The 12,987-nt window shown below is 50.4% G+C and carries 10 protein-coding genes; 3 read left to right on the top strand and 7 right to left on the bottom strand.

Translation table 11 applies throughout. The features are described 5' to 3' along the window. Positions 1-221: 221 nt before the first annotated feature. A complete protein-coding gene (locus tag Nant_RS05675; protein ID WP_054340665.1) occupies positions 222-950 on the top strand; it encodes a GntR family transcriptional regulator in 729 nt (242 codons plus the stop codon). Between the two features lie 190 nt (positions 951-1,140). On the opposite strand, the gene Nant_RS05670 is transcribed toward Nant_RS05675, so the two are convergent. The 7 genes from Nant_RS05670 to xdhA all read right to left on the bottom strand — a co-directional run bounded on the left by Nant_RS05670 (position 1,141) and on the right by xdhA (position 10,177). Then, the gene (locus Nant_RS05670) at positions 1,141-1,755 is read right to left on the bottom strand and encodes a TetR/AcrR family transcriptional regulator (protein ID WP_054340664.1); all 615 of its coding nucleotides are present in this window, start codon (positions 1,753-1,755) and stop codon (positions 1,141-1,143) included. Positions 1,756-1,838: 83 nt separating this feature from the next. After that, on the bottom strand, positions 1,839-2,459 hold the full coding sequence (locus Nant_RS05665; protein ID WP_054340663.1) for a LysE family translocator: 621 nt from the start codon (positions 2,457-2,459) through the stop codon (positions 1,839-1,841). A 66-nt stretch (positions 2,460-2,525) separates the two neighbouring features. Next, a complete protein-coding gene (locus Nant_RS05660) occupies positions 2,526-3,887 on the bottom strand; it encodes an NCS2 family permease (protein ID WP_054340662.1) in 1,362 nt (453 codons plus the stop codon). A gap of 132 nt (positions 3,888-4,019) precedes the next feature. Next, a complete protein-coding gene (guaD, locus tag Nant_RS05655) occupies positions 4,020-5,333 on the bottom strand; it encodes a guanine deaminase (RefSeq protein WP_054340661.1) in 1,314 nt (437 codons plus the stop codon). A gap of 62 nt (positions 5,334-5,395) precedes the next feature. Continuing rightward, positions 5,396-6,226 (bottom strand): xanthine dehydrogenase accessory protein XdhC, encoded by an 831-nt coding sequence (gene xdhC / locus Nant_RS05650; protein WP_054340660.1) that lies wholly within the window; start codon positions 6,224-6,226, stop codon positions 5,396-5,398. Beyond that, entirely contained in the window at positions 6,223-8,664 is a 2,442-nt protein-coding gene (xdhB, locus tag Nant_RS05645; RefSeq protein WP_054340659.1) for a xanthine dehydrogenase molybdopterin binding subunit, read from the bottom strand. The genes xdhC and xdhB overlap by 4 nt, the downstream gene beginning before the upstream one ends. Then, entirely contained in the window at positions 8,657-10,177 is a 1,521-nt protein-coding gene (xdhA, locus tag Nant_RS05640; protein ID WP_076495993.1) for a xanthine dehydrogenase small subunit, read from the bottom strand. Before xdhA ends, xdhB begins: the two co-directional genes overlap by 8 nt. Before the next feature lie 561 nt (positions 10,178-10,738). Here xdhA and Nant_RS05635 point away from each other — a divergent pair. Continuing rightward, positions 10,739-12,088 (top strand): 8-oxoguanine deaminase, encoded by a 1,350-nt coding sequence (locus Nant_RS05635; protein ID WP_054340658.1) that lies wholly within the window; start codon positions 10,739-10,741, stop codon positions 12,086-12,088. A gap of 138 nt (positions 12,089-12,226) precedes the next feature. Further along, positions 12,227-12,955 carry an outer membrane protein OmpK gene (locus Nant_RS05630; protein WP_054340657.1) on the top strand — a complete coding sequence of 243 codons (729 nt, stop codon included), beginning with the start codon at positions 12,227-12,229 and terminating at the stop codon, positions 12,953-12,955. The last annotated feature ends 32 nt before the right edge of the window (positions 12,956-12,987 follow it).

Here is a 12,987-nt window from a genome sequence, read left to right as displayed (position 1 = left end):
TGTTTGAGCAGTGATCAGATGTATTGTGCTAAGTATGATAGTGTTATTTTTTTTGGAAATCAGAGTGCGCGGGCCTGTTCTGGGTCACTGTTTTCTGTGTACAAATTTCAAACGTTTATGTACTATTTAACGCATATTATGTATGGATTTTTAAATCTCCATTGATAAGTATTATTAAACATGATGCTTATATTTGATTATTATTTCAAACAGATGAGTTTATGAACGAAATGCTTGAAAAAATTGCAGTGAGCAAAGGGCAGAAGGGTAAGAGTACACAGGACGATATTGTTTATGCTCATATCTTTGATGCCATTCTTGAGCAGCGTATAGCACCTGGAACTAAGCTCAATGAAGAATCTCTGGGCGAAATTTTTGGCGTAAGCCGTACTATTATTCGACGCGCTTTGTCTCGGCTCGGTTATGAACAGGTAGTGGTTTTGCGTCCTAACCGCGGGGCCGTGGTTGCTAGTCCTAGTATTGAAGAAGCCCGCCAGATTGTATTTAGCCGTCGGATCATTGAGAAAGCAGTGACCGAGCTTGTGATTGAAAATGCAGAAGACGCTCAGATCGATAAACTAAAAAAATTGGTTCTGGATGAGCAGAACTGCTTCGACCGTGGCGACCGCGGTGCCGGTATTCGCTTATCGGGAGAATTTCATTTACGTATGGCAGAGCTGGCTAATAACGCACCCTTGTTGAGTTTTCAGCGTAGTTTAGTCTCTCAGTGTTCTCTGATTATAGCGCAGTATGAGAGTGGCGCTAAGTCGCATTGCTCGTATGATGAGCATTTTGAATTGATTGATGCTATTCGACAAAGAGATAAAGCCAAGGCGGTAAGTCTGATGATGCATCATTTGGATCATATCGAGAAAAAGCTCAATTTTGATGAAGATACATCGAGTAATGATCTTAAATCAGTATTCTCAAATATCTTCGCTAAAAAGTAATGTTTAATACAGAGTATCAATCCTCTTTGCTCTGAGCTCTTTTCTTTCGATAACAGTGCCTCGCCGAGGCATTGGAGTCTAAGTAGGGTTGAATATAGGGTGAATAGAAAATCCGATGTCATCACTGGCATCGGATTTTTTTATGCCTCATCCGCAGTCTTTGCTCTGGATGGTGCTTTTTAAAACCGGCTTAAAGAGACGCTTTAATCTCACAACCCTTGATAACTAACCGCTCAATTAGCTCAGCAGCGATTTCATAGTCAGCATCGTTTAACTTTGATTTGCCTGTCACGGTAGCGATTTGCCAGTCGAAATCGGCGTAGGTCTGAGTCGCAGCCCAAATAGTGAACAGCAGGTGGTGTGGATCGACTGGAGCCATTAACTCCTGATCAATCCATGATTGGATTTGTGCGGTGCTGCGTTGTGCCTGTTCCAGTAACTGCGCTTTGATGTCTTCGGGCAGGCGTGGCGCGCCGTGCATGATCTCACTGGCGAATACCTTAGAGGCGTAAGGATGTTCTTTGGATATACGAATTTTAGCGCGTATATAATCTTTCATGGCGACAGTGGGGTCGCTGTTTTCGTGCAGTGGTTCTGAGGATTGTAGTAGTGGCTCGACGATACTTTCCAGAACGCTGCGGTAGAGGTTTTCCTTATTCTTGAAGTAGTAGTAAACGTTAGGTTTGGGAACCCCTGCCAGCTGAGCAATATCGATCGTCTTGGTCGCAGCAAAGCCGCGATTGGCGAAAAGCTGGCTAGCGGCCTTGATGATTAATTCCTTGTTACGTTCGCGAATTGTAGCCATCGAAAACTGGCGTCCTAGTGTTGATGATGGCGGCCATTGTAGCACCCGTGTTTGATGCAGACCAATAGTCACGGGTCTTAGGTTTATTTTAAGAGCACCGCCGTTCCGGCACTGACAAAGATCCCTGCACTGACTCTGTTAAAGGTACGTAAATTACGCGTTTTAGAAAGTGCAGGCGCCAGCAGTTTTGCGCTGCAGCCGTAAAATAGCTTGCAGGCAAGGTCTAATAGGCACCAGCTAACGATCATGACTAAGAGTTGCGAGGGCAGCGACGTCTCCAGGCTTATAAACTGCGGCAGGAAAGCGACGAAGAACAGAATGTCCTTGGGGTTGCTGATGCCTAGCGTGAAGGCACGCCAAAACATCGAGCTGACATTAGGGCCGGGTGCTGACGTGTCCTTTTCGCTGGCTTCAACCTGGCGAGAGTCTTGCCAGGCACGGTAGCCGAGATAGAGCATGTAGGCAGCGCCGGCATAACGAATCAGATTAAACAGGCTTTCAGAGGCCAGTAATAAGGCACCGAGGCCGGTAGCGGAGGCTGTCAGCAGGATCAGTGAGGCACTAACGCCGCCGATAAACGCGGGTGTACTACGTAGCAAGCCGTGGTTGATACTGTTGCTGATCATTAGCAGAGACAGCGGGCCTGGAATTAATATCACCAGTACTGAGGCAGAGCAGAAAAGTAGCCAGGTTTCCAGGGTCATGCGGGTGTCCTCTTAAACCAAAAAAGGCCCTCGTAGGGAGGGCCGCGAGTGTTGTGTTTGGATCAGTTACAAGAAAATAAACTTACCGATAAATATGGCAGTAAGGGCATAGATGCTCAATGAAATTTCACTGCTCTTGCCTGAGCAGAGTTTCAGTACAGTAAAGGTGACAAAGCCCATCGCTACACCATTGGCGATCGAGAAGGTCAGCGGCATCATAATGACCATGATGATAGCAGGGATGGTGTTGGTGATGTCATCCCAATCGATATGTTTCAGACCTGTCATCATTAGCATCGCTACGTAGATCAATGCGCCAGCAGTAGCGTAGGCCGGAATCATTCCAGCCAGAGGGGCGAGGAACATTGCCGCAACAAATAGCAAGCCAATGGTGACTGCCGTCAGTCCTGTACGACCACCGGCAGCAACACCGGCGGCACTTTCGATATAGCTGGTCACGGGCGGGCAACCAAACAGGGCACCAAAAACACTAGAGGTACTGTCTGCTTTCAGCGCTTTGCTCATATTTTCGATGTAGCCATCTTTGCGGACCAGGTTAGCGCTAGTGGCAACACCCATCAGAGTGCCGGCGGTATCGAACATGTTCACGAACAGGAACGCCAGGATTACGCTGATCATGCCGACTTCCATCGCGCCGCTGATGTCGAGTGCCAACAAGGTGGGAGCAATGCTCGGCGGCATCGACATAATGCCGTGGTATTCGACTAAGCCCATGCCCCATCCCGCAAAAGTTACGGCCAGAATGCTGACAAATACCGCGCCAAAGACTTTGTGGTAGGACAGTGACGCGATCATCAGGAAGCAGACGGCGGCGAGCAGGGTGCGAGGCTCCGTGAAGGAACCCATCGACAGTAGGGTGGCTGAGTTATCGACCACGATACCGGCTGTTTTCAGGCCGATAAGGCCGAGGAACAGACCGACTCCAGCGGTCATGGCGAAACGCATACTCATCGGAATACTATTGAGCAGCCACTCGCGCACCTTCCAGATACTGAGGATGGCAAAGATAACACCCGAGATAAAGACCGCCCCCAGAGCGACTTCCCACTTGTAACCCATTTCCCCGACGACTGTGTAGGTAAAGAAGGCGTTGAGGCCCATGCCAGGTGCCAGGCCGACCGGCCAGTTGGCGTATAAACCCATCAGGAAACAGCCGAGCGCGGCACCGAGACAAGTGGCGACAAAAGCAGCACCGTGATCCATGCCGGCATCGGCCATGATATTAGGGTTTACGAAAATGATGTAACCCATGGTAATGAAAGTGGTGAGTCCAGCGACTAACTCGGTTTTAATGTTGGTTTTGTGTTCGCTGAGTTTGAAAAAACGGTCGAGTAATCCGCGCTGGGATTGGGGTTGAGATTGGCTCTGGTTGTATGAAGCGTTTTGTTTTTGTTGAGTGCTATCCACAACGTTTACTCCTCAGTTGAATTTATGAGAGCCGTTATTTTTATGATGGCTCTTCATTACAGGGTGTTTCAATTTATGGAAGCGAGATACGGTCCTCAGATCGGCTGTCTTAATCACGCTAATGCAGTCGGGCTAGTTAGCGTCACGCTGATGAACCGAGCGTCCCATGGCGAAGGTTTCTTTGATTGCACGGTCATCGCCTAGTGTCATCATGACAAACAGGCGCTCCTCAATATTTTTAGCGTGCTCCAGGCGGTAGCTCATCAGTGGCGTCGCGTTGTAATCCAGCACTACGAAATCAGCTTCTTTACCGGCTTCGAAATTGCCGATTTTAGTCTCCAGTTTGAGTGCCCGTGCACCGCCCAGCGTAGCCAGATAGAGTGATTTAAACGGGTTGAGTTTGTGCTGCTGCAGCTGCATCACTTTGTAAGCTTCGTTGAGGGTCTGCAGGATTGAAAAGCTGGTGCCGGCGCCGACATCGGTGCCCAGGCCGACCTTGATCTTGTACGACTCCATCTTGGGCAGATTGAACAGACCGCTGCCAAGAAACAGGTTCGAGGTAGGGCAAAAAGCGATGGCCGAATCGGTGTCCGCGAGTCGTTGGCACTCCGTATCGCAGAGGTGTACGCCGTGAGCGAAGATGGAACGCTCACCCAGTAGTTTGTAGTGGTCGTAGACATCCAGATAACTGCTACGCTCCGGAAATAGCGCTTTTACCCACTCGATTTCGTCTTTGTTTTCAGACAGGTGGGTATGCATATACAGCCCGGGATACTCGCTCAGCAGTTGGCCTGCCAGCGCGAGTTGTTCGGGGCTGCTGGTCGGTGCAAAACGTGGGGTGACGGCGTAGTGAAGTCGTCTCTTACCATGCCAGCGTTCGATCAGGACCTTACTGTCGTGGTAGCTGGATTGCGGAGTATCGGTGAGATAGTCAGGTGCGTTGCGATCCATCATCACCTTGCCGGCGATCATGCGCAGGTCGCGTTGTTCGGCGGCTTCGAAGAAAGCATCGACCGATTCAGGGTGAACCGTGCCGAATACCAGCGCGGTGGTGGTGCCGTTGCGTAGCAGTTCGTTCAGAAAGACCTCTGCAACGCTGGCTGCATGCTCTTTGTCTTTGAAGTGTTGCTCCGTGGGAAAGGTGTAATTTTCCAGCCAGTCGAGCAACTGCTCTCCGTAAGAGGCGATCATTCCCGTCTGAGGGTAGTGAATATGGGTATCGATAAAGCCAGGGCAGAGCAGGCTGTTGCTGTGCTCGGTCACGCTGGCGTCTGCAGGCAACGACGAGAGTAAGGTTTGTGCGTCACCGACAGCGACGATACGACCCTCTTCGATTATTAGCAGTCCGTCTTCAAAATACTCAAAAGACTTTTCTATGCCGGTTTCGGTCGGGTCGCCCAGGCTATGAATCAGGGCAGAGCGATGAGCGTGAATAGTAGGGGTCATGTTCAGATGTCTCTCTGTCTTAGCGAGTGCTTGTTTTTGTAAGTAGCAGGCTTAATGCACGCTTAAATCGCTAGTCGTTCAATAACGGCTGTTTCTAAGGGTGTGCGCTCTTTCTGACGCCCAAAAGCAGCGTTGTACGTGGCGATGACCTCAGCTGCGACAGAGATCGCGATCTCAGCCGGTAACTTACCTTTGACGGCGGCAACCCCCATCGGGCAGGTCATGCGTTCGAGTTGCTCATCGCTAAAGCCTTTGGCTTTGAGGCGGTGTTCGAACTTTTTACGTTTGGTGTGTGAACCGATCAGACCGTAGTAGCCGAAGTCGCCTCGTTTCAGGATGGCCTCGGTCAGCTCCTGATCGAGCTGGTGGTTATGAGTCATAACGATAAAGTAGCTATTAGCGGGCATGTCTGCGATCTCATCGACCGGGAATTCGCTGACTATCTTGTCGACTCCTTCGGGGATAGTGCCGGGAAACTCGTCATCGCGTGAATCGATCCAACGTACGCGGCAGGGCAGGGTAGCCAAAATTGGGGCTAAGGCGCGCCCCACATGACCGGCTCCGAAGAGCGCGACCTGAACGATATTAGTCCCCAGAGGTTCGAATAATAGAGTGGTGGCACCCCCACAACACTGACCTAAACTAGCACCGAGCGAGAAACGCTCCAGGCGTGGCTGGGTTCGTCCTTCTTCGAGTAGCTGGCGGCAGATCTTAATTGCCTTGTGCTCCAGGTGACCACCGCCGATGGTATCGAATTGCGCCTGTGCGCTGACGACCATCTTGGCACCCGCGTTACGCGGGGTAGAACCTTTCTCCTCGACCACGGTGATCATCACCGCCGGGGTGCCGTCCTGCTCGAGCTGGGCTAATGCGCTGATCCAGTTGCTGCTCATAAGATGGCTCCCGTTTTGGTATCGCTTTTCGTCTTCAGTGCTTCGACCGCCCACAATACTCGCTCGGGTGTCGCTGGAGCGTCCAGCTGGGGGCTGATCTGGTAACCTGCCAGGCTGGCGATGGCATCTTTGATGGCGCAGAATACCGAGATTCCGAGCATAAACGGCGGCTCACCGACGGCCTTGGAATGAAACACAGTATCCTCTGTGTTCTTGCGGTTCTCGACCAGTTTGACCCGGAAGTCGACCGGCATATCGGCGATGGCGGGAATCTTGTAACTGGCCGGTCCGGATGTCATCAAGCGGCCCTTGTCGTTCCATACCAATTCCTCAGATGTTAGCCAGCCCACACCTTGCGCAAAGGCGCCTTCGACCTGGCCTATATCGATAGCCGGGTTGAGCGAGGCACCGACATCGTGGAGTATGTCGGCGCGTAGAATCTTGTATTCACCGGTCAGGGTATCGATCACCACTTCTGAGCAAGACACTCCATAGGCGAAGTAGTAGAAGGGCCGGCCACGCGCGTTATCGCGGTCGTAATAGATCTTAGGCGTGCGGTAGAAACCGGTGCTCGATAGCGAAATCTGGTTGAAATAGGCCAACTGGATAAAGTCAGCAAAGGCCATGATCTGATCACGAATCAGCACGTAGTTGTTGGCAAAGCTGACATCCTCCGGGCTCACATTGAAGTGGCGTACCGCAAAGTCGACTAAACGCTGCTTGATAATTATTGCCGCATTTTGGGCGGCTTTACCGTTCAGATCGGTACCTGATGAGGCGGCGGTGGGTGAGGTATTCGGCACTTTGTCGGTATCGGTTGCGCTGATCTGTATATTGTCGATATCGACCTGAAACTCTTCGGCGACTATTTGCGCCACCTTAGTATTGAGACCCTGGCCCATCTCAGTGCCACCGTGGTTAAGGTGGATGCTGCCATCGGTGTAGATGTGGATCAAGGCACCGGCCTGGTTGAGGAAGGTGGCGGTGAACGAGATGCCGAATTTGACCGGCGTCAGCGACAGGCCTTTCTTCAGGATAGGACTGCTGGAGTTGTAGGCGCGGATCTCTGCACGGCGCTTGTGATAGTCGCTGCTGGCTTCCAGCTCGGCTATCATCTCCGGCAGCAGGTTGTCTTCCACTGGTTGGTAATAATGGGTGGTATCGCGGCCAGCGTCTTCGGGCGTGAGTGGCTGACCAAAGCCGTTAATGCCGTGCATGCCGTTGTAGAGGTTGTGCTTACGCACTTCTAACGGATCTTTGCCGAGGTGGCGCGCTATCTCATCCATGATGATTTCGGGCATGATCATCCCTTGCGGGCCGCCGAAGCCACGGTAAGCGGTGTTGGATGCGGTGTTAGTTTTACAGCGATAACCCGTGATGCTGGCATCACCCAGATAATAGCCGTTATCGGCGTGGAACATCGCGCGATCGATGATCGAATTCGACAGGTCGGGCGAGTAGCCGCAGTTGCCGGCCAGTTTCATCTCACAGCCGGTGATACGACCATTATCATCGAAACCCACCTGATACTGATTGAAGAAAGGATGACGCTTACCGGTCATCAGCATGTCTTCCATGCGCGGCAGGCGCATCTTGGTCGGGCGGCCCGTCAGCCTGGCCACCACGGCGGCCATGCAGGCCGGGCCGGCTGCTTGCGTTTCCTTACCGCCAAAGCCACCTCCCATGCGGCGCATGTCGATCTGGATTTTGTTGAAGGCAACACCGAGTACTTCGGCGACCAGCTTCTGCACTTCGGTAGGGTTTTGGGTCGAGGTGTAGACGATCATACCGCCGTCTTCGGTCGGGATTACCGACGAGACCTGGGTTTCGAGATAGAAGTGTTCCTGGCCACCGATATGTACGCTGCCGCTTATCGTGTGGCGGGCGTTGGCCAGTGCTGTCTGCGAATCACCGCGCTGGTGGCTGTGTGGTTCGCTGACATACAGTTCTTGCTTGAGCGCCTCTTCGACTGACAGTACGGCGTCGAGTGCTTCATACTCGATAATCGCTGCCATAGCGGCTTTGCGTGCGGTTTCATGATCGCTGGCGGCAACCGCGAGTATCGGTTGGCCATAAAACTCGACCTTGCCGTCGGCCAGTAGCGGGTCGCCAGGCAGAACGGCACCGATATCGAGCTGGCCGGGCACATCCGCAGCGGTGATCGCGATAGCGACGCCGGGGAAATCGTAGCAGGGGCCGACATCAATTTTGGTGATGCGCGCATGGGCACAGTCAGATAGGCGGGCATAGACGTGCAGCTGATTCGGAAACTCCAGTCGATCGTCGACATAGATAGCTTCGCCACTGACCTGCTTAGCGGCACTTTCGTGTTTAACGCTGCGCCCGACGCCGGTTTTTAGATCCTGTTTAGCCAGTACCAGCATCTCTTCCTGAGTCAGTGCTTTTAAGTGAGGTGAAGAGCCGTGATTATCAGACATGCGTGCTGCCTCCCGTTGAGTCTTGTGCTGGGGTGTAATGTCCGACCACGGATCTGTCTGTCTCGGTAATGTCCATAACACGGCTATCCGCATCAGGGTTTTCGATCTCGATAAAGTAACGGATCAGCATATTGCTGGCGGTCAGCATCCGGTATTCCTTAGAGGCGCGAAAATCTGAGATTGGGCTGAAATCTTGTGCCAGTGCCTCGCGTGCCTGGGTGATGGTGTCCATATTCCAGGGTGCGCCAGTTAGCACCGCTTCACAGTGGCTGGCACGTTTGGGAATGGCAGCCATGCCGCCGAAGGCGATACGCGCCTCCTCAATAACGCCGTCTTTCAGCGTCAGGTTAAAGCAGCCCAGCACCGCCGAGATGTCATCGTCGATGCGCTTGGATATCTTGTAGCTGCGAAAGCTGTGATTGCCGTTAGCACGCGGCACAATAACCTTCTCGATAAACTCGGCCGGTTGTTGTGCGGTCTTCTTATAATCGATGAAGTAGTCTTCCAGCTGGATAGTCCGGCTGTGGCTCCCTTGACGCAGTACCACCTGTGCATTGAGTGCTATCAGTGCCGGTGGCGAATCGCCAATGGGTGAGGCGTTAGCTATGTTGCCGCCCAGCGTGCCCTGGTTACGAATCTGTAGTGACGCAAAGCGGTGTAGTAGTGCACCGAAATCGGGGTAGTCGTCAGTCAGCGCCTGGTAACAAGAGGTTAAAGATGCGGCGGCACCTAGTTCGATGCGATCGTAAAATACCTCAACCTGTTTCAGCGCGGCGATATCGCCGACGTAGATAAGTGTGTTGAGTTCGCGATGAAACTGGGTGACTTCTAAGGCCAGATCGGTACCGCCAGCCACTAAACGAGCAGTAGGGTTGGCGCTCAGTAATTCCGCCAGCTCGTCTGTGCTGCGTGGATTGAATACCTGCTTATTGCCGTTGCTGAGCTGAGGCATATCATCTATCTGCAACTGACGCAGACGCTCAATGGTTTGCTGTTGTTGGCGGTCGAATTGATCCTGTTCTTTAACGTCGTACATCTGTTTAGCTGCATCAACGATAGGGCGATAACCGGTGCAACGGCACAGGTTGCCTGAAAGCGCTTCCTCGATCTGTTGTTTATTCGGGCTAGCAATGTTTTTACCTAAAGCGAACATCGACATGACAAAACCGGGCGTACAGAAACCGCACTGTGAGCCATGGCAGTCAACCATCGCCTGTTGTGTCGGATGGAGTTGATTACCTTGTTTAAGGTCTTCGACGCTGATCAGTTGCTTGCCATGCAGGGCGGAGATAAAGGTCAGGCAGGAGTTAATGCTTATATAGCTAATCTGGTCGCCATGTTCGTCCGTTATGAGCTCGCCGACAACAACAGTGCAGGCGCCACAGTCACCCGAGGCGCAGCCCTCTTTAGTGCCTGTCTTTGCTGCATGCGTGCGTAAGTAGTTCAGCACAGTCATGTTCGGGTCTATAGACGCTTCTACCTGCAGTTGCTGATTGAGCAAGAACTTAATCAAGGCAGACCTCCTGTTTTGTATTTATTTTGGCTAAATTTGGTATACAATCATTAAAATAAAACCTGACCCGTAAGTCAAGTTAAATATTATCAGGTGTCAGAATTTACCGAATTACCCGAAGGTCGTTGTGATGGCGGCGATATTGGACGGTAATTCAGAGCCGTTATATTCGGGCTGGTATTTTAATCTTTGCGTCCTGGAAAAGCTTCTATTGCCGCCTGGAAGGTAAAAAAGAGTTTCGTCTTATTGTTAGAGAAGTTTGTGTCTACTTTCGTTTTTTTTTGTATACATACATTATTTTACTTGTTTCTTTATTCTCGTCTGTGATTTCTAAAACTGAGTTAACTAAAGCTGCTTTTTTGAATTAAAATTGAGAAGTATTGGGTGTGGTTTCAACTAATAGCCATCATACGGAGCTGTTTAAATTCGTATTTTATGAATCATTTATATTTAGTGTGAACTTTAATTTCACAATATGGATACAATAAATAACGCATAATGTAGACAGTATGTTGGTATTCATTTATCTTTTAATTAATCAAATTTCCTGGGGAACAGACGTTGAATAGCGCACGAATCTGGATTAAAACGCCATTAGCAACATTGGATAGCAGCTACGCCGGTGGCGTCGTTATTGAAGGCCAGCGTATTGTTGAAGTGTTAGCGGTTGGGGAGCAACCCGAACATCCTGTGGACCAGATATTTGATGCCCGTGAGCATGTTATGTTGCCCGGCCTTATTAATAGTCATCATCACTTCTATCAAACGCTGACCCGGGCATACCCTCAGGCACTAAATAAGGCGCTGTTTCCCTGGTTAAAGAGTCTTTACCCTGTGTGGGCTCGCTTAGGGGAGGAGATGATAGAGGTGTCGACTCAGGTTGCGCTGTCAGAATTATTACTTTCGGGTTGTACAACGGCCAGTGATCATCATTATTTGTTTCCTGAAGGGCTGGAGAACGCCATCGACATTCAGATGGAGCAAGCCCGGAAATTGGGCATGCGGGTGCATCTTACTCGTGGGTCAATGAGTCTGGGAGAGGATGATGGCGGGCTTCCCCCGCAAACAACGGTACAGGACGAGGATACTATTCTTGCTGATAGTGAGCGTTTGATTCAGCGTTATCATCAGGCAGAAGAGGGTGCTATGACTCAGGTGGCACTTGCACCGTGCTCACCTTTTTCAGTGAGCGAAGCATTAATGCGTGCAAGTGCGGACTTGGCTAAAAAGCATGGCGTTAGACTGCACACCCATCTGGCTGAAACGCATGATGAAACTGATTTTTGTATCAAGATGTTTGGTCTTCGACCGCTGGATTATCTGGAAAAGGTCGGTTGGTTGAGTGATAAAGTCTGGCTGGCCCATGGCATTCATTTTAATCAAGATGAAATTCGTCGTCTGGGTGAAGCCGGGACTGGGATCTGTCATTGCCCATCGTCAAATATGCTGCTTGCATCAGGGTTATGCCCAACGCTTGATTTGGAAAAGGCGGGAAGCCCTGTAGGGCTGGGTGTCGACGGATCAGCATCGAATGATGGCTCGAATATGATTCAAGAAGTTCGCCAGGCCTTTCTCTTACAGCGCTTACGTTATAGCGCAAATGATATTACTCATCAGAAGGTATTATCCTGGGCCACTGCGGGCTCGGCTCGATGTCTTGGGCGTGAGGATATCGGTTCTATTGCCGTCGATAAACAAGCGGATTTTGCATTGTTCAAACTGGATGAGCTGCGTTTTGCCGGTGCTGGCGATCCTCTTGCCGCGCTGGTTCTTTGTGGGGCAAATCAGGCGGACCGGGTTATGGTTGCGGGACAATGGAGAGTTGTGGATGGTGAAATTCTGAATTTTGATATCAACGCTTTAATAGAGCGTCAGAAAAAACTGGCACGTAAGTTAGCAAACTCAATATGACTGAGTGCTGTGCCTTTTATTGCAAAAACCAGTATTGAAAACCAGTTGAATGGACGTCTGAAATATCAGCCTGAATAGGTTGATAAGGTTTTGTGCCGATTAAAAAAATAAAAATATAATAAACGAAGGTAAACACCCATGAAGTTAAAAACAACAGTTGCATTGGCTCTTACAGGCATATTGATCTCGGGCGGTGCTTCAGCAAATCAGCTTTGGAGTAATTTCAGCGTTAGTTACCTCAAAGGTAGCGACTACGAAGTCGGTGATAATAAACGTCAGGTTGTGACCTTTGAGCACGCCAGCGGCCATAGCTGGGGAGATACTTTTTTATTCATCGATCGTTCTGTATCCGATGACTCAACCCGTGAAACTTATTTTGAGTTTGGACCACGTGTGAGTCTTAATTACTTAACGGGATTAGATCTTTCCGTTGGGCCGGTTAAAGACGTGCTTCTTGCGGGTCAATGGGAAGGTAAAAGTGACAAGTTCGGTGGCTTTGATAACTTTCTGTTCGGTGTGGGTATGAAGTTAGATGTCCCTGGCTTTAGCTATGTTAATGCTAATGTTTACCACGTAAATAATGGTAATAAAGATAGCGATGAACAATTGTCGGTGTCCTTTGCTGCACCGTTCTCTGTTGGCAGTGCTGAATTCCTCTACGATGGTTTCATTGATTGGAGTACTTCCGCCTCTGATCATGCCAGTGAAATGAACTTTACCTCACAGTTGAAATGGAATGCCGGCAAGCTTCTCGGCTCCAAAGCGCCGGTGTATGTCGGTGTGGAGTATGCATACTGGAACAATAAATTCGGTATCAATGGAGTGGATGAACGTAATCCATCTCTACTGCTTAAATGGCATTTTTGATCAGATAAACAGGTCATTAAACACATAGACCT

The organism is Neptunomonas antarctica (genome assembly GCF_001305295.1).
Classification (GTDB): domain Bacteria; phylum Pseudomonadota; class Gammaproteobacteria; order Pseudomonadales; family Balneatricaceae; genus Neptunomonas; species Neptunomonas antarctica.
Note: the sequence above shows the minus strand (reverse complement) of the source record. Positions and strands in the feature narration are given on the sequence as shown.